Raw genomic sequence first — 20,058 nt, 5'->3', positions numbered from 1 at the left:
AAATTAAATATCTGACAGGCGACGAAGTAGAGGTTTGCTATCGTCTGAGTAATAATTCCAGACAGCACTGTGAAAATCATCGTAAAGCTCAACGAAGAGTTGGGTATTCGCAATCATACTCTTCATCTGGTCGTAACGGACAACAGGGATTTCATGAAAGAATTCACGGGTAAGAATTCCATGTTCGGCTTCAATATTAATATTTGCGTGTGCCTTAATTGGCTTAATAAAGTCAGGCGGAATTTTTCCGCTGCTTTCCATCGCCAAAATATAGCTGTTTACTTTAATATCTTTTCCTTCGAGGATATCCATGATGCTGAAGAAGAACAGCGGATCGTTTGCTGACCAGTAGGCCAGGGCATCACAGAGAGACAGAGTCTCAGGAAGCGGCAGGGTTTCTGCCATGTCTTCCCTTGCAATACCTAAATGATTTAGTGCATTCAGAATAAGTTCATCATATCCGTACTCCTCGCCGTAAAACTTATTCATAATGAGCCTGGCCTTCGTTGAAGGCAGGTAACTCAGAACCGGAGAGTCAAACCAGCTTTCACGGAATAGGAAGTGATAGTTTTCAATTGCCATACCGTAATAGACTTTTTCTGGCACATCCTGTGGGGATTGCATCGTTTGCCAGAATTTATTCTTATAGAGCATAGAATAAAGCAGGTTCGCCTGGAGATCTTCGAGAATCAGTATTGCTTCATCACCGGATACAAATTCTTCACCAGAGTTATTGATATAACCAATCTTATTGTTCACCAGAGCATTCAGAAACTCAGTGGCTTCTTCACCGTGAATTTTTGGGTGCTTCTCCAGGATGTTTTTCAGCGGAGTATTCCCGTCGCAGGCGTTGAGTACCGCATTCCAGTCATTGATATTTCCGGAAAGATTTTCAACGTCGAAGGTTATATATTTATCGCTGAATACGAAACCACTGTCATTTTTTTCCAAATGGCCGAATATAGCGTAGTTATTTTTTTCCATAGTATTCTCTACCAAAAATAAAAACAGTCAGCTTGCTGGCTGACTGTTTAGGAGGGATTACAGGTGAGCTGCCATCAGAATCGGACGATCACTTTTCGGTTTGATAACGACCTTGGCTTTCTGCTTGGCAGCGGGGCTAGGAGTACTATTTGTTTTCTTGTCCATGATTTGCTCCATTATGTTAAAAGATTAATGTTAATGTATTCCACATATGTGAGAATACATAAGAGAAATAATAAATTTATTAATTTGAGGCAATAACTAAAAACCCAAGTATTGATTTAATGAAATCATTTTTGTGTTAAATTTTGTATTGTAAGTTAAATATGGGTTTTTATTCTTTAAAATTTAAATTTTAAAATGTTTGGATTTATTTATACATGAAATATGATGTAAAAAACAAAACAATATATAAGAGATTTTTGTTTTATAATTTCATTTATTATATACCCTATGGATTTCAAGATGCATTGCGACGGCAAGGGAGCGAATCCCCGGGAGCATAGATAACTATGTGACCGGGGTGAGTGAGTGCAGCCAACAAAGAGGCAACTTGAAAGATAACGGGTATAAATAATAATATATTAAGTATGTGTTGAATATTAATCACTTGTGTGATCGGGTTACAACATCCTAATTTTATAATATTCCTTAGGCGCGATTTACCTCCACTACTGTATTGAGATGGTGTTAACCTGAGTTAAGCTGCAAGTTGACGACCGTTTTTAAAATCATGACCATCACCAATACTGGAGCCCCAAGTGTAAGTGGTTGTGGAACCGAACCTTTTATAGAGCCATCAGTTGTTGATTGGGAGGGGCAGTTTTAACTGTTCTGAACGAAATAAGGACGTTATTTAGATTTTGGTTTTAGAGGCGGCTGTATGAATTTAATAATAGCTGATACATTGGAATATAAAGGTAGGATAAAAAAATCTGCATCTGGGAACAAGCCATAAAATAAACTTTTATTTATGGCTTGTTTTCAAAGATGTTTATTGATTACCCCCTGAATTTGCATTCAGGGGGAACGATACTCAGTAAATAATATTATCTTCTATTTGAAATCCTATTACCAAATTTATGAAGTTCTCCGCATTCCTAAATTCTCAGCGATAGCCGCAGAGCGAACATTAATAGCATCTGTTGATATCCTATTGATCTTCTGCCCTTTCAATGATTTTTTAATTGCTTTCATTGTCAGGAATTTGCCAACGCCTTTGAAATTATATTCTCTATTGGTTGCAATAGCGGGTTCTGCTTCTTGCAGCAGTGCTCTTTCTTCATTACTAAGTTGCGTATAGGGATGGGCCAATGCATAGTTGACATGTAATTCTGATTGTTTATTTTTTAAATCATGATAAACCTTAACCTCCATTGCGGCATAAATTTTTCTCTCACCGGAATAATCATTTTTTTCGCTTTTATCCATTAAAGCAAAGAAATCTGTTTCTGCATAAAAATCTGGATGATTACTTCTATACTTATGCCCTTCTGCATATTCTGATATCGTATCTTTTATCGTTCTTGCCATATAACCGGATATTTCAGATCCCAAAGAAAGATTGGTCTTTGATTTTTCTGAAAGGGATGGATTTTCTTCAAGTCGACTATATATTATTTGACTTTGTTCTATACCCTTTAACAATTCTTCGTGACCGAGTAAATAACCCGACGGATCGGAATCACCGACCCGAACCACTTTCAATGATTTATTTTTTGTATAATTGCTTTCTTTTTTATTCCATTTAACAACATGTGAATTTTTGGCTGCCAATTTAAATTTTAATTCATCAAGGAAATTCACCTCTTTAGTATATTTTCCTCTTTCTGGCGCTAATCCATTTTCATCCTGAAAACTCACAGGATTATTTCTCACCATTCGGTATAGATTCAGACCATCAATTGTCCCTGCCGGATCTGCACTTAACCACCTGCCTGACCACGGTTGATAATAGCGGTAACCGTAATAATATAACCCGGTAGCATCCCGCTCTTTGCCTGAATAGCGAATAGTTTTATAGTTAGCTTCTATTTGGCTGCTTGCTGCCCACAGCGCTGTTCCGCCGAATGGATAATACTCTTCCTCACTAATAATCTGCCCTTGATTGTCTAGTTCAAGCTGGCTGGAACCGATCAGATTATCGTAGCTGTAACGTAGCTGATTGTTGTTGATACCTTCTGGTTTACTGTTCTCCCAGTGCAACACCCGTACTTGTGCGCGACCTGCTTCACCTAATGTGATGACGTGTAACTCTTCTGTTGTTGTGGTGCTGTTCTGAGTTGTGCGTAATTCTAGCCCCGGCAAATAGATTACCCGTTGTTGTTGCGTAGTATTCTGGGTTTGCTGTTCACTCACTTTCAGTTGCCTCATTCCGTTGCTGCCGTAGCGGTACCATTCATTTCCTGGACCGTTATTGACCTGCTTTAGCTCTCCTCGTGATGTCCAGACCAACGTCTGACCGGGTAATAAACTGGTTTGGTGACCACCGGCATCAAATAACGTATCCACTTGATTGGGATCTGTTGTCAGCGTACTGAGAACGCCTCGGTTGCTGCGATTCGAAATGGTGATAGCGGTGGTGTAGTTATTTTGGGTAGCCGGTGAGCTGTGCCGAATTTGTGTCAGATTACCGCTGTGATCATAGCTGTAGCCGCGAGTATAGTTAGTGTAGGTATTGTTGTCGGAAGGTAGTGTAGGGGAGGGCAGTTGGTTATTTTGCTGACCTATATTGGCCATTTCACGCCCGGTGGCACTGATAAGCTGATACAAGGAATCGTAGGTATAGTTATTCTCCGGGACCACTTTCTGATTGCGCCAAAAGCGGGTAGCTTCCGCATCATTGCGTATATTGATCACATTGCCTACCGGATCATATTGATAACGTAAGTCTTGCAACACCTTGGTGTCTGATGGACGGTGGGTGGTGATACCAATAAGCCGTTGGGTTTCTGGTTCATAGCTGTATTCGGTGATAACCCCGTTACCGTGCTCTTCGAGTAATTTTTGTCCGGCGGCAGAATAAGTCAGAGATTTGATAATCACTTGTTCGGCTTGACCTTTGAGTGTCAACCAACAGCCTTTTAACTGCCCGGCTACATCATAGGCCAATCGCTGGATGTTGCCTTTGGCATCGGTCTGGATAAGTAAAGCTCCGGTGGCATTAGTACTATTTTCAGTGGTATAGATATCACTGCTCAGTTTTTGCTGCCAGAGGCTTTGGTCTTCACCTATCCAGTCGGCATTTTGGGTATCGACGAGCAGTTGTTGAGATTGTGATAGCACAACGCCGGTTAGAGAAAGGCTGTTGAGTTGAGTGAGTCCTGCGGTATCGTAATATCGGACACACTGACCGGCAAGGTTGTAATCTTTTTCTTGCTGCGTATTGCCGGCCCAGATAAGACGCTCGGTGGTTTTCTCTTCTTCCTGCGTCTGTTCGGTGATAGCAAGCAAGCGACCGGGTAAGGTGTTATCTTCGTAACGATGGTTTTGGCGGACACCGATTGCATTGATGGTCAATACCGGGCGACCTTCAATATCATTGAGGGTGATAGTTCGGCCACCATCAACCCCTTCTTCACGTAGAGCCTGACCCGCAAGATTAAAGACGCGAATGAAATTCGGGCCGCTTTGGTTTTTATTCTTACGAGGATCGGTACTTTTTACCTGAAATCCTTGCATATTGAACTCATAGAGAGTGATTAATTCATTACTGTTTTCATCAGCTTGAGTGCGTAGATATTCTAAAGAACGTACATTTAACTTCCTATTATCTAATACACTGATCGATGGTGTTTTTTGGTCAATTGCAGAATGATAAATGCTCATATTTGAACTCCTTATGCGGTGTTAATCTTTAAAATAATTTAAGTTACGGTAACAGCCAAAAGACCTTATCATTAAACAGGCGGGTAAAGCGATTTGTTGAGATGTTATAAATGCAAACGCGTTGGTAATTTTTGAGATTGTATTAATAGAATTTAAGGCATCAGATAGTGGGTATGATCGGCCAACTATTGGTAAAACAAGTGGTTAGAATTTGATATGTCGATGGTGATTAAATAGCGAATCACTTGTATCTCATCGTTAATGCAGAGAAAACGCTATTTGGTTGAGGCAGTATTTGTTTAGTTAAAACGCATTGCTTAAATGAAACATTCAAGATATCGTAATTTGATAAATTTTCTATTGGAGGTGATAGCCGGATTGATCGCTTATACCTTCCGATCAAAAAGCAAGTCTAGTCTACGTACCTTTGAATTGACTGTTTTTAAAAAGATCTGAGGCTATTTAGTTCCGCAAGCGATTTCACTTATCAATACTGATAAGATAACATGAAATTTTTTCATGTTGTAATTTTGAAATTCTCACTTTGGCTTATAATCTATTTATTTTTAAATAGTTATGGTCATTATTTGATCATAATAACTCTTAGATAAAAATTTGACATAATATAATATCAATCTAATATTATATTATAAATATTAATTATGAAACCTTATTTAAAACTAATTGCATTATATGAGAAAGAAAAGAACAGCCTTATAATTGATCTTCAAAATACGAATGATAATTGGATAGATTATACACCAAAGATTGATATAGCTCCTCTGGAAAAAGTATTTGTTATTTCTCATCCAACAGTGAGAGTGAAAAAATTTACTAAAAATATTAGTGTATTACTAGATCTTCTTCATAAGGGAGAGCTTCCTGGTGTTTTGAAAGAAAATTTAATGGAAAGAGAAAGTAATATTATGTTTTATAAGAAAAACAAATCCAGAGAAATTATCTCATGTATAATAGGTGATGTTATCTGTCATATTATTTTATCGTGTAAGAATGTAATATTAGCTAGTGATATATTTAATGAGGTAAATGAATGTTATGATATCGACAGAGATACCTTCATATCCTCTCTTAAAATGCTAAATTCAAATGGTTTAATCTTTCTTAGTGCTAAGGATATTCTCAATGAGTAAATATGAAAAGCTTGGTATTGGTGTTAACTATAAGTCATCTTTTTCGAAAGAAATTTATAAAAATATTCAACATATTGATGTTCTTGAAGTACATTCTGAGAAAATTTTTTGGGATAAGGAAGATACTTATTTAGAAAAATGTTGTAACGAAGTGCCAATTATATTTCATGGTCTTGATATGTCATTGGGAAGTGAGGAGAGCTTGGATAGTGAATATATAAATAAATTAAAGCAAGTTGTTAATGATAAAAAACCTAAATGGTATAGTGATCATTTATCAGCAACACGGCATGGAGATATTGAGGTTGGGCATTTAATGCCAATACACTTCTCAGTTGAAAATGCATGTAAAATAATAGAAAAAATAAAGAAAATAAAATCACAAGTTAGTGATAGGTTTATCATTGAAAATATTACTTATTATTATGAAATGCCTTTGTCTGATTTGTCAGAAATTGAATTTATAAATAGAATAATTAAAGGTAGTGATTGTGGCATGTTGTTGGATATTAATAACTTATATATTAATTCAATAAATCATAATTATGACCCGAAAGAATTTTTGCTAAAACTACCATTAGATCATGTTGTAGAAATTCATTTGGCTGGTGGGGCATATAAATTTGATATGATTATAGACACTCATGCTAATGATATATGGAGTGAAGTGTGGGAATTATATGAGTTTGCACTTTCAAAAACGGATGTCAGTGGTGTTATAATTGAAAGAGATTCTAATGTTGAAGATTATACTACTATTATTGATGAAATATCTATAGCTCGTGATATATATAAAAGAGTGTATGGGAAAGTAATATGAACTTAATATTCAATAAATTGTCGCTGTTTTTCTGCCTCGAATTATTATTGTTTCTTTTATTTCTCTGTTGAGAACGCAATACACGAAAATTATTATTGTTGGTGTTATTTTATTTTTACGTTATTTTTAGGGGTTATTTATGCTTGAAGTTACTGGGTTAGAAGTTGTTATTAATGGTAAGACTGTTTTTTCAGCAGTTAATTGTAATTTTTGTGTTGGATTAAACCGTATTGCGGGAATTAATGGGGCGGGTAAAACGACTTTTCTTTCAAGTATTGCTGGCGTAAATAAGGTTAAAAAAGGAAGAGTTAATTTTATAAAAAAGGGAGAGAAGCACCGATTTAATTTGCAACGGCATGGCTTTTATATATCGGATAATGTTAATTTTTATAATTTTATTACTGGAATGGATGTAATTAATTTAAGTCAGCGTTATAGGAAAAGTAATCTAAAGCATCAATTAGATTACTATTTAAATGGTTTTGGTATATCTAATTATTCTGGTATTGAGTATGGGCAAATGTCACTTGGGGTAAAAAAGAAGTTTTTATTGACGTCAGCTTTTATTATCGATGCAGATGTTTATATTTTTGATGAGCCAACAAATGGCCTTGATTCAGATTCTATACCCGTCATCTTTCAAGCTGCCTCTTTGTTGGCTGCACTCACTCACCCCGGTCACATAGTTATCTATGCTCCCGGGGATTCATTCCCTTGCCGTCGCGATGCAACTTGAAATCCATAGGGTATATAACATTTTTAATTGAGTTACTGATTTCTCTTGCAGAAGAGAAAGTTGTTATTTTTAGTTCTCATGATGACAGATTTTTACAGAAATTGAATTTTATTACCTATGAAATAAAAGGCAATAAAATATCCGGTTCCTCTATTTAGAACTCACAATGCAGTTTCTTATTTATTATATCCGCTCGTTAATATTAAACGAGCGAATATTGATTCAATTACACGAGAGCGTCAGCGGACAAATCATTTTCATCCTCACTCACGGTAAACCACGGGAAATGTTGGCTTTGTCGCAGCCAGCCTTTTGCAGTGATAACCCGGATTTCTCGTCCAACAGGATCATAGATATGAGTATCCGCATAAGCCTCTTTTTTGGCACTGTCATCGCTGATATACCGCCAGTCGTTGAGGAAATAGGGCTGATAAGTTCGTATCGTCTGCCCCTTATTGTCATATTCAGTGCGTCCCGTGACTGCCCAGCGCGTTTTGGTATCTTCCATTTTGGTCACCAGAGAACCGTCTTGGTTGCGCTGCCAGGCTTCGCCTGCCTCATGCCGTACAGACGCTTGCAACAAACGGCCAAAACCATCACTGAATGCGACTTGTTGGCGAATTTGTTGCTCAGAATCGCGGTCATAACGGTCTGTGGTCAGCGTAAGGTTATGGGGAGGTAAACCGATGCTGTTGGTTAACAGTTTAACCAATGGTGTGTCGGCTTGTTGACTTTGTAGCCAACGGCGGCGAGCTAGTGCGCAAATACGCCAATCTTCCGTGATAATCCGTAAATCACGCAGCGTTTTCTGCTCTTCCTGCGTTAATGTGTTGAAGGTTTTCTGACTGAATGGTGGCATCCAGCTGTCTGGTGCATAGACCAGACACAGCGCGACAGGGAGTGGCCCGGTCAGATTAATGGCGGTATTGACATCGATTGGTGGAGAGAATGGTTTTTCTTCTGGTGAAGAGTAACCTGTTTTCACACCATTTTCGATTCCCCAGAAACGTTGCGTGACAGGGCGTCCTAGTGCATCCAAGATTATGAGATGCACATTATCATTGATATCAGTCAGTTGCACAGGTGTGAGAAAACGCCAGTCATAATTGGCTGAGACAGTCAAACCAGCAGCGTCTTGGGTTTGAGTGATGACACAGTAGTAGGTGTCCCATTTCAGGGTTGTTTTCCCAGTTAACAGGGTGTTACGTTGTGCGACAGGACGCCAAAATTGTGCTTCCGTCCCGTAATCGGTATAGCCTTGACGAGCTACCCAGACTTTGTTTTCGCCAGTGTGTGGGAACAGATAAGGCTCTTGTTGGTACCCGGCCTGTGTCAGAATTCCCGGTAATTCATCTGCTGTAATACCGCCGTCAAATGCGGATAACAGAGATTCCGTTAATACCGCCGTTTCGGTAAAGGCGATTAAAGCTTGTCGTGTCGGTGTTTTCAGTGGCGCTTGGTTTTTTCCATCGATTTTCCCATCAGTATAGAATGTTCGTTGCTGATTGAGGTATTCGCGTGGTTTATCATCGGTAATCAGACTATTTTCAGCACATAAAGCTTCCAGATTTAAACCATCAACAGGCACATGTTGAGCATCGTAAGTGAACGCATCACTGCGTGTACCATCCGGTAATCCCAACACTCTTAGCTCATTGCCGATTAGATGATGCCAACTGGATTGCTGGCAGGTTAATCGCAATAGTTGTTGTTGGTCGTCATAACTGCTGGCAAACAGCGTATCCGGTAGTGTATCGGGATACGGATTGGTTGTTGGTTTATTGCGGCGGGGATATTGCACTGAAACCTGTTTCAGGGGTTGCCCGAACAGGTCACTGGACAGCGTGATATCCTGATTGCACAGGGGATCACTGATAATACGTTCATAGTGATAACTACGGCTCTCGACGACTGAAGCCCAGAGCACCGGGGAAGCGGTAGTGTCATCTTGTAATTGGCGCACTTGTGGACGGGATTCAGTCACTGTATAGGGGATCTGTTGCTGTGCGCTGCCATCCAGCCCGTAAAGTTCACTACGCAGTGGCTGGCCTTTTAGCGCCCGGTTTAACCAGTACCGATTATGGTCATCTTCCGGTGTCAGTGGAACATCTTTGCCCTCTTTCCAGAGAGTAAAGCGCGGCGTAAAACCGGTGAAAGCTTGCTTATCGTCACGCCAATACCCGGCGGATAGCGTATTGTCTACCTCAGGGATTCCGGTGGCATACCAGTTTTTGGTGAGTGCCGGTGGTGTACGTTCCGGCGCATTACCTTGAGCCAGTTGATGGCTGTCTGTCTGCTCAACATAACCAAAGCCACGAAATTCCCGCTCATGTCCATCCCAAGCGCCGTGAGCATAATGTAAAGTGGTCACTAATTTGTTGCCGCTGATTTCATCCTCGGTTTCTGTTTGCCAAAGGGTATGGACCGGGAAGGGCAGGTAACAGACCGGTGTTTGTCCGGTTGCTAAGGCTGCGGCTTTTTCATCCAGCCAGAATTGGGCAGAGCTACGGTAATGCAGGGTGTGATGAGCGCCCATATTGTTGTTCATTTCACTGAGTAACCACGGTTTCGCGTTAGTCAGATCGCAGCGCCAATGATGTGGCGCCATATGCGGTACGCTCAGGATCAGGCTGACAGCCCCTAATCCTTGTACATCGGCCACTTGTAACTGGCAAGTATCATCAAAATGCAGGCCGTCAGGAAAATGGAGTGTGAATGGTTTTGCAAAACCGTTACCACTTTCATTTCTGAAAATCTCCAGATGGTCAGCATGAACATAAATCAAATCGGCAGGACCGCTGCCATCTAAATCGGCCAGATGAATTCGATCAGGATTAAAATTGGCGGCAGATTGGCTGAATCCCGGCAATGTGATTGGCTGACCAAAGCGGCCATGTCCCAAATTTGGCCAGCAGGTGACTTGAGTTGCACTCACTTCAACCAGATGTGCTTGGCCCGAACCGAGTACGTCGCTAAATGCCACTAACTTACGAGCATCGGCGCCCGGTAACGGCAAGGTGATATCACCGGATTGCACCACTTCCCGTCCTTCGGTAAAACCATCACGGTTATTAGCATACAAGCGCACGCTTTTGGGACCAATCAGCACTAAATCGGATAGCCCAGCCCCCATTAAATCGGCAAGTTGAGCGCGAGGATGAGAATATTCTATCGGCAGAGCATGTAATGGTGTAAAACGTGTCCAGCTACCATCCGGGTGTTGGCTGTGATAGCCCCTTAGCCCCGGCCCGGTGATAACCCAGTCCAGTTGTCCGTCACCATTAATATCCATCAGTGAAGCGTTATCCTGCAAAGCTGGCATGATGGGAAGGAGTTGCATTTTCCCCCAGGTGACCGCATTCATCTCTTCCCCAGCTTGACGTTGGGCAGATCGATACCACCAGCCATTTCTATCCTGATACAGAATACCGGGCACACCTTCTCCTTTCAGGTCAAGTAGTTGCCAGCGCTGAATGGTGTTGAAATTTGCCAGTACATCCATTGGTTGCCAGAGTGCTTTTTGTTCTGGCTCAAAAGGCTGATAAGCCAGCTCCAGTGGTGGCAGTGAGGTGACGGTGTTGTTGTCCTCATGGCCTATTCGACGGACAGAAACGAGCGTGCTGATCACCGCGTTTTCATCATAATCCAGTATCAGACGTGAAACCAAAGCGGGTTCATCGTCTCCTTTTGTTTGACCAGACAGGGTTTGTAGACGGTGAAACATCAGTATTTGGCGGCATAGGCGACGGGTGCGCAATTCAAAACCATACTCATAACGGGAAAAACGGTCTTGGCGGCAAAGCCAGTTGCTTGTGGCTTTAAACAGCGGCATGTCAGATAAGCTGTTTTTGCGCTCACCGTAGTCAAATACTAAACAGAACAACCAGCCAGATTTGAGTGGGTCATCTCCGTTTAGTGTGGGAAAAACGTCGCTGGCGGTCAGGTTACCGTAATGTACTGCTTGCAGGTAGCGCTGGACGGTTGCGTTCGGATGGGCTGTGAGCTCGTCAGTTTCACAACCTGTTTCATCTTCGGCGCGATACTGATAATAAATCTGCTCACCGTGGGATGATACCGAGGCTTCCAACAGCCATTGTGCCGTTTGGTTAACATATTGCGCTGTTTGGCTAACATATTGTGCTGTTTGCGTAGCATCTAGTGGATTGTTGATGCGTGCTTGAGGGTTTTTGCCCAGTAAATGGACCTGTCCGTCGGGGCTGTATATCAGCCAGAAATCGGTTGTGCCGGTTGTTTGGGGTTGCCAGTATTCCAACCGGCTAAAGTGGCTTTCTAAACGAGAACGATAACCGGTAACGGTGAAGGTCGCCCCTAAATTGATGCCCTGCAATGAGGATTCATTGCGGATATCAGCTTGACCTCCCTCATTTAATGCTACGACCAACACTTCACCTTCCGGCCCCAGAAAAGTATCGGTTTCATCGTAATTCGGCACGCCGGTACTGGTGCGACGACGAATTGTCATGACGTTGCAGTCCCAACCGAGACCAAACGGGCTGTTACCGGTTCCACTGTTGTAATTCAGAGTGAGTGAGGGGGCGTAACCACGCCCGGCAGAAATGGGTAATGGCAGGGATAAGGCAGCCATACCATCCGGCCCGGTGGGTGTTAACGCTTCACCCATACCGGTAATGGCCCCGCCGCCCTTGGGTAATGACAACTCGGCAACACGGAATGTCTGTGAATTCTGCATGAAAACTCCTTACAGGCCCCGATTCGGAGCCTGTTTTAGTACGTTGGGATGGTTATTTAATGGTGTAGCGAATATGCAAAATGATATCGTTCAGGGTTTTTAGCATAGTGGCTTGTTTACCTTTGCCCGGCGTTGATGCATTTGGGAAGCTCAGGGTCAGAGTGCCTTGATCAATGGCGATACCTTCGAATGGCAGGAATTTGCCATCGTTGAAATCGAGCTGAAACTGGCCGCTGTCATTCATACCGTGAGAAACTGCCAACGCTTCACAACCGTTAGCTAATCCGGCTTTATCGCTGTAAGACAATATTGCCTGCACATCCTGATAGGGTCCTAGCAGCGCGGGCAGGGTGACACTGATCTGTTTGATACGTCGGATTTTGCCAATGGATTCCGGGTAATCCTCACGAATTTTCAAATCAGCTAATGAAATGGATGCCTGCAAAGAGGTTTTAGTGTCCGCGCCGGTGCCAAATGCCAAATTATTATTACCACTGCCGGCACTGCCTGAGCCTTCATTCACCAGCTTCTCGATTTCCTGAGTTAGGGAGAATAGGCCTTTATCTTGCGGTAACCCAGCATAAACTTCGGCCAGCGACACTGTGCGTTCGACCTCCAGTGCACGTTTATCGCGTTTCAAATGGGCATCTTCCATTTGTGCCAGACTTAGCATTAAAGTTTCACCAGCAAGCAGGCCGGCATAGGTTCCTTGCCAGGCACCCGGTTTAATGAAGCGGGCAGAGTCATCATTGAGTTCCCAACGGTAAGCCTGTTCTGCCATTAAACAACGTGCGACAGCCAAATCGTAGAACTGGAAGTAAATCGCCGCCAGCCGGCCACGTAGCCAGTTGTACAACGCTTGATTGCTGAACTTACGTTGCAGGAAGGTCAGTTGAGATTGGGTCTGTTCTTGCTGGGTTTTCAGGCTGTTTTTTTGCAATACGGCGGCTTCACGGCGTACTGCCAACGATTTAAGTTGGGCATCGAGTTGTTTCAGCTCCGCTTCGGCATTATTACGCTGGATCTCCCACTCCTGACGGCGACGACGGTAGGTTTCAGATTGGCTAATTTTATCCGCTTCGGTGTTCATAACATTAGCGGAGAATTCCATCACATAACCTGTTGCCTCAGCGATAGCTCCCCAGCGGCTACCACCACCGGCGAAGCCGAAGATGTTAGGCACTAAATCAGCCGCAGCGCCAGCCAGACGGGATGCCTGAACTGCTGTGGTAAGCCCGGCTGCGGACGCTCGTAGCGTCATGGCTTGGTTTTCACCAGCGTTGATGTTTTCATCATACAGTTTGCTGTAGCTATCAAAGCGCGATTGTGCCCCTGCTTTGGATTTTTCCAGCACAGCTTTCTCGGCATCCAATTCTTCAATGGTTTTGTCCTGAATGCTCAGGTTAGTCAATATCAGCTCTGCGGCCTGATTTTGTAATAACGCATTGAGTGCTTCCGCGTCCTGACGTTCGATAATATTTTGTAATGTGGAGCCGAACTGGGTGAGCTGGCTAACCATGCTGCGTGCATTTTCCAGCATGTGCGGGAAACGCCACAGGGACATAAATGGCTCTGGTAGATTGCCTCCGCCTTGAGATGTGGCAACCGCCGCGCTGAGTAACGCTTTCGGGTCCGCCGGCGTGGCATAGATTGACAGATAGAGCGGCTGACCGTCGATAGAGAGGTTATGACGCAGGTTGTATACTCTCTGAGCTAATGTCTGCCAGTAATTCATCATCACTTCATTGATTTGTGGCAAGAAGAGATCGGTCAGGGTATTGGCGCTGAGCAATGCTAAAAGTGCCGGTGTACTCTGCCGCAGAGCGGCTATTGAGCTGGCGTGAGCATTTTGGGTAGTAATATCAGCGGCTCTGTCCAGCCGTGGATCACTCCATGTGGTACTCAGCGGCAGATAAGGTTTATCGCCTAACAGATGCAGCGCTTGCATATACCACATCTTCGCTTCGTTAAGTGTATCTCGCTCCAGTTGGCGGTAAGCGTGATCGCCGCGTGCTATCAACAGATCAAGGGTGCGCATAAAGGTTGAGACTTTGTAGTGCATTGGATCGTGTTGTGCTACCGCGTCAGGATCGACGGAATCTAAAGGATCACTGTTCCAACTGGTGTCTTCCAGTAACGGGCGGACGTTCCACTGGTAGTTTTGAATCTGGCCGTGGACAATGTACCCGGATGGGCTCCAGACATATTTCAGCCAGCGGTTAGCTTCGTCAAAGTTTTGTTCATGCAACAAACGTTGAGCAACCAGCATCGGGGTATAGTAGAACAGTTCCCAGAAATAAAGGCTGTTAGCGCCGGTGAAATCCATCGGTTCAGTTTTTTGATTTTCTATAAAAATAGGATCACGGTTTTTTTCATTACCTTTGGGATAATAACCTTGAAAATTCGTACCATTCTTAAACCAAAACTCGCCAATTTTTATTGGATCAGCAGAATATTTTACAAATAAATAAATCCAGCTATCGTTCCCTTTATTATCCACTGGTTTTGTATTGTTACTACGCTCTTTTACGGATATATAAGTTTCAGAGAGATTAATTAATTGATTTTTATCTGTTAGTTCACCCTGATAAATGACATTTTTTTGATCAGATTGTTTTTCACTGTTTCCTAACATAATTGTGATATTTTTGCTGTTACCATGAAGACTTGAGTCGTACATTGGTAATGTTGCAGTAAAATTATCACTCCATAAAACAGGCTCCTGAATATTCTGAGTTTCCATACTCAGAATTGTATCGATTCCGGTAGTAGCGCGTGCAACCAACTGGCGGGCAAATAGGGTATTCAGGCGAGTACGATAGGCTTGCCATTGCATATATTGCGCACCATTTTCATTATGGTGAAGGGTCAGGGCATTATCGGTACTCACCTTGCGGGTGACAGGAATACTGAAACTTTCATAACCTAACTTGCGCCCATCCTCCGCCAATGCAGTAAAGGTGACATCAATACTGGCTGAATTATTATTAAAATTCAGACCAGTACCATCTATTTCGAGGGTATTAAATTGATAATACATTTCATCAAAACTAGGTGATGGCTGAACGGAGACATCTTTATCCGCGGTAAAAGTTTGTTCTTTGCTACCCGCTTTTACTGTTATCTGAACTTTTGCAGCAGGAATTGCAGTTTTGATCTCTTCCGCGTTATAGACATCAGTAGCAATAATACGGAGCCCATTATTCGTGTCCTCCATATAGAGATATTGCTTAAATAAAGGTTCTTGATTAGAAGTGTCTATAATATAGCCGTTATCACTATTGGTAACTTCTGAATATAGGCTTTTTCCCCAATTAGGAAGAAAGACACTTACTTTACCAATTTGGTTATCCCGATAAAACAGCAATCTACCCTGACTATTATTAGTGGTGTTTCCACTATATTGATATACCGGGTATATTAACTTTTTATTTGATGTCCATTGTGTATTGACACTCAGATTGGTATAGACAATAAATTTATCACCCAATTTGCCATATTTTTTTATCAGGTTGCATTGATGACGAGTTCGCTCATCAGCTCCTTCATAGGTAATTCTTAACTTAGGTGAGATATGGATTTTTAAATCACTTGATGATGCTTGGTAACGGATAATTGGAATATCTCCACCATGCACCATACTGAGGTTATATTCTCCTCTGCCATAACTGTTATTGCTATTTACCGATGAAGGGATTTCATAATCCTCTGCATAGCGGTTATTCACTCTTCTGACATTATTAGTATCGAATTGTTGATAACTATTATCCCGATAAACATTGCTCTGTTCTGGGGTCATATCTTTGGATGCCATATCGGCAAAGATATATAGCCCTTGCATTGCAGCGGTTTTATAACTATCCAGTGTATCCTGTTGATTATAAAACATCACCAGCAACGTATCTTCACCCTGATAACCGGCACAATAGAACCCAGGCGCTTTATTTTTTGCCAGCCCTAGTTTGGATATTTTTTCATTGACATCAAAGGTAATTGGCGTATTCCAGGTGCCGTCATAACGGATATGCGCTAATTTCAGCTCATAACGATAATCTGTCTCGGTTTGATAGCCATCTTTACTATTTCCGGTCTGTTTGGTGATCTCCTTTTGTTCCAACCAGAGCAGATACAAGCGGGATTTGTACATTACTGGCCGAATCGTGCTTTGGTAAGGATTAATTGGACAATCAATTTTGTGCCACTCGCTCCAGGCGTTAGCCGCGAATTTACCGTCGCTGAATTTACTGTGATCGACACTGCGCCAATAATATTCACCGGTATCAGTTTCACTGAGGCCGATAAAATAGGTTAGCCCTTGATCGTTATTAATATTATCGTGATATGCACTAACAACTTTAAGATTAGCCACCTGTTCAAACGAAGTCAGATAAGACATAAAGGCGTCTTCGACCGTATCGGCGTTTAATTGGCTTTGGCTGACGGATTGCAGTAATGCGTCCATCATTTTGGTTTGTCCGATGCGCATGGTCGGATCAATATAGTTTTCTGGATAGTAAACTAATTGAGAAACACCCGCCCAGGTGCTGTAGCGTTTGTTGTATTTGTCCCAGTCGATAAAGAATTGGCGGCTGATAACCCCTGAATTAGCATTTTCTTCCACATTTTCCAATGCCCGGTTGACGTACAATTGAATGCTGGCAATGGCTTCGGCGATCCGGGTGGTTTTGATTGCAGCGGAAACTTGATTATCAATCAGTAAGTATTGATACAAGTCATCACGGCTTTTAATAGCCGCCGCTGCCTTAGCAACTTGACGGATATAGTAGGTACTTAATGCGGCACTGCGAGATTCATCCAGAAAAGCGTGTAATGTATTGGCCTGTTGTGAATTCAATCCGGCGGTTAACACGCCTGCCGCATTTTCCCACTGGGCATAGGTCGGTGTCTCTTTCATTGATTGAATATAATCCAGCCCGACCAAAGCGGAAACACCCTGTGGGGCGACATTCAATTGCTGTGCGACATTAACCCATTGCAGGATAGTATCGATAGATGTCCAACAGGAGAACGCATTTTTTTGCGTCACAGGCGGAAGATGTTGATGATTTTGTGCTTGAGTACTGGCTTGCAGCAGCAAATTAGCATCAAGATTCATGGCATCAGCCAGTTGCTCTGCTGTTAACGTGTTAGCTTCAAATGCCGCTAATACCGAGGAGGCTTTTTCACCTAGAGCGTTCACCCAATCTGCAAAACGCGTCAGCATGATCAATGAAAGGGCATCATGTGCAGGTATTGCCTCAGTTGACGTGCCAAACATCTCTGGTTTTGTCACAAACAGGCGGAAGGCGTTTTCGTTGATGCCGGTGGAGTGGTAAACCATTTCCAATTGTGCCAGAGCCTGACAATACTGAACGATATGTTCCTGCGTTTCTACTGCTTCCGATGAACCCGGCGTATATTGAGTATTCAACCAGTCCCAGAATTTTTCTGCTGTCATTGCGCCGTCGCCGGGCTGTAACTTATCTGCCCAAAGCAGTACTGAATGGGCGACATTTTCCGATGATAATTGCAAGGTGGCCGCAATATAGGGCGCCATGGCATGTAGTAAATCTGCTTTGTCTTTGTCAAAACCTTGTAAACCATGGTAGACGGCATCTAGCAGATTCTTAATTTCAGGCGTGAGCGTTTTGTTATAGCTGGTGGCGGTCATGATAAATAACTGGAACACGCTCCACTTCTGTGTCTGTAACCAGCCGGTAATGGTATTGAGTTTTCTGATCAAGGTAGTCAATTGTTTATCACTGATAGCGGATAAATTAGTTTCCCCTTCACCCACAGCAACCAGCAATAAATCCAATTCATCAATGGTTAATTGATGGATTTCTGCCAGTAATTTCCCGATATATAAATTGGAAAGATTCTTTAGGCTATTTTTAATCTTTCCGTCTTTATTATTATGGTCGGTAATTTTAAGCAAGCGGTAGAGTGAGACATCATCGATATTAAATGCACGCTTGAGCATGGTTTTGCGCCAATCACCGGTGCTACCTAGATTTAAATCAATCTCTTCATCTCCGGTAGAAAAATATTGGCCGCTCAGTAATGGCGTATTAAACAGGCGATCAAATTGGCTAGGTTGATTATCATATGAGCGTTGTGAAATAAGCGCATTGCATAGTATTAGGGCAGTGTCAGCATTAACAGCATAACGCTGCATATAATATTTAGTCAGAAAAACTTTACCTAATACTTCTGTGTTGATATCCAGTTGTGGATTAACACTGCGCACAATGCCTTCCAGAATAGTGGGTGACAATTCTGTTGCACGGGATAAGCGAATTGCTTTATTGAGTTTTAGCAGGAAAGAGTATTGGTTATATTCCTCAACGGTAAATTTTGCGGCAGCATAGGCGTAATTAGTATTAGGAAGTACTCTTGTTAGGCCAATTTCAAAAAGTTGACTGATATCAGTGGTACTTAATGTGATATGTTCTGAATATTCTATGTTGACCTGAGGAGCTCCTTCAGTTCGAATAAGTTCTCTTTTATTATTTAACTTGATGGATAAATAGGAGGCATTCCAGAAATCTTTGAATTTATAATTTAACTGGTAATTCTCACCACCGTAGGGAAAGAGTTCTACGTCTACTTGATAAGCATTTGTTGTATATTCGCGGGTAATCCGATATACCTTGACCGTGTCATCACTACTGTTGACTACTGGAGTAATGAGCTGGTTATTACTATATTCCTGTTGACCAAAATTACTGGCTTTACCAATAAATTGGCTAAGTTCTTCATCACTTAAATTGTAATAACGTTTAAGGTATTCCGGCATAGCCAGTGAGGCCGGTTCGATATTACCAAAATTTTTCTTATAAAGTTCCTCAGCATTACCTTCGGTAACCTCCTCCGTCAGAATATTAAACAGCTCAGGTGAGATTGAAGCGTTAATACCCAATAGCGAGGCTTGATGCATTAGCCCGGCAATTGCCGGTGATGCATTTAATTGCTCAAGCCCAGGATCTTGTAGTTGAATAACTTTACGCACATTTTCATAAGCATCGTGATAAGGCGTTTCGCCGGAAGGACGGAAAGTGGAGAGCATTTCCATCACTTTTGTATAATTATCCAGCTTAGACTCAGTTTTAATACTTTCCAATAATAGCTCGTTGGACAAAGAGAGTGTGGAAAGTTCTGTATCCATATTTTGTTGACTGAGCGCCATTGATTTGAGATCTGGGCGGCGGGTCTCCAGATAATAAACGGAGTCACTTGCGTGTAAATTGCGTGCCTCACGATAAAGCTCAGTCAAATAAGCAGCGGGGGAGAACATGGAGGAAACGGTACCCGGTGCAACATATTGACTGGCTCTGCCGCCAAATTGACTGTTATAGCCTATCAGTTCAGCATTAGGGGCGATGATGGCAAGATGTACGGCATTTTGTAATTGAGGATTGGCGCGTTTGAGAATACGCGCTTCATATAGCCGATTATCCTTTTGGGCCTGTTGTGCATCATGATATAAGTCGTGTGCTTCGGACCAAGAGAGGTGAGCAGAGACTTGCTGATGAAATTCGTTAAAAGAACTGTGGCTAATATCTGTCAGACAGTGAAAACCACACTGGCTTTTTAATACATCAGGCATCTCTTTTACAGACTCGTTCATATTTATTCCTTTTAAATCATAAAGTAAATGAAACAGCCTTGTTGCTTTTACATCATGGATCAATAAGAGAGTGATTCCGTTCCATCGGAAGAAGGGATAATCAAAGATAGGTTTTGAGAAATCGCTGAGATAATAGTTTGCGAATGAAAAATAGACCTAATCTTGATCTCTCGGAGAATCACTATCTCACTGTTTTCT

7 protein-coding genes and 1 pseudogene are annotated in these 20,058 nt (G+C 42.2%); 3 read left to right on the top strand and 5 right to left on the bottom strand.

The genetic code is table 11. The features are described 5' to 3' along the window. Positions 1–3: 3 nt before the first annotated feature. The 3 genes and pseudogenes from LG003_RS04260 to LG003_RS04255 all read right to left on the bottom strand — a co-directional run bounded on the left by LG003_RS04260 (position 4) and on the right by LG003_RS04255 (position 4,812). Complete coding sequence (locus LG003_RS04260; protein ID WP_262980235.1) at positions 4–984, bottom strand: hypothetical protein; 981 nt, start codon at positions 982–984, stop codon at positions 4–6. 631 nt (positions 985–1,615) lie between these two features. Next, positions 1,616–1,765 (bottom strand): annotated as a pseudogene (locus LG003_RS23345) (transposase); the annotation flags it as partial. Positions 1,766–2,064: 299 nt separating this feature from the next. Beyond that, the gene (locus LG003_RS04255; protein ID WP_262980234.1) at positions 2,065–4,812 is read right to left on the bottom strand and encodes an RHS repeat protein; all 2,748 of its coding nucleotides are present in this window, start codon (positions 4,810–4,812) and stop codon (positions 2,065–2,067) included. A gap of 662 nt (positions 4,813–5,474) precedes the next feature. On the opposite strand from LG003_RS04255, the gene LG003_RS04250 reads away from it, so the two are divergent. From LG003_RS04250 to LG003_RS04240, 3 genes are all read left to right on the top strand, one after another. Continuing rightward, positions 5,475–5,963: a hypothetical protein gene (locus LG003_RS04250; RefSeq protein ID WP_262980233.1), complete on the top strand. Its 489-nt coding sequence runs from the start codon at positions 5,475–5,477 to the stop codon at positions 5,961–5,963. Further along, complete coding sequence (locus tag LG003_RS04245; protein WP_112876814.1) at positions 5,956–6,783, top strand: DUF692 domain-containing protein; 828 nt, start codon at positions 5,956–5,958, stop codon at positions 6,781–6,783. Before LG003_RS04250 ends, LG003_RS04245 begins: the two co-directional genes overlap by 8 nt. A gap of 139 nt (positions 6,784–6,922) precedes the next feature. Continuing rightward, a complete protein-coding gene (locus LG003_RS04240; RefSeq protein WP_112876813.1) occupies positions 6,923–7,519 on the top strand; it encodes an ATP-binding cassette domain-containing protein in 597 nt (198 codons plus the stop codon). A 226-nt stretch (positions 7,520–7,745) separates the two neighbouring features. Here the strand turns inward: LG003_RS04240 and LG003_RS04235 are convergent, their stop codons facing one another. Continuing rightward, positions 7,746–12,230 carry a SpvB/TcaC N-terminal domain-containing protein gene (locus LG003_RS04235; RefSeq protein ID WP_262980232.1) on the bottom strand — a complete coding sequence of 1,495 codons (4,485 nt, stop codon included), beginning with the start codon at positions 12,228–12,230 and terminating at the stop codon, positions 7,746–7,748. Between the two features lie 52 nt (positions 12,231–12,282). After that, positions 12,283–19,860: a Tc toxin subunit A-related protein gene (locus LG003_RS04230; RefSeq protein ID WP_262980231.1), complete on the bottom strand. Its 7,578-nt coding sequence runs from the start codon at positions 19,858–19,860 to the stop codon at positions 12,283–12,285. Positions 19,861–20,058 lie beyond the last annotated feature (198 nt).

Source organism: Photorhabdus kleinii (assembly GCF_025384885.1).
In the GTDB taxonomy this organism is placed as follows: Bacteria; Pseudomonadota; Gammaproteobacteria; order Enterobacterales; family Enterobacteriaceae; genus Photorhabdus; species Photorhabdus kayaii.
The sequence above is the reverse complement of the archived record's forward strand: the minus strand, read 5'-3'. Positions and strand labels throughout refer to the sequence as shown.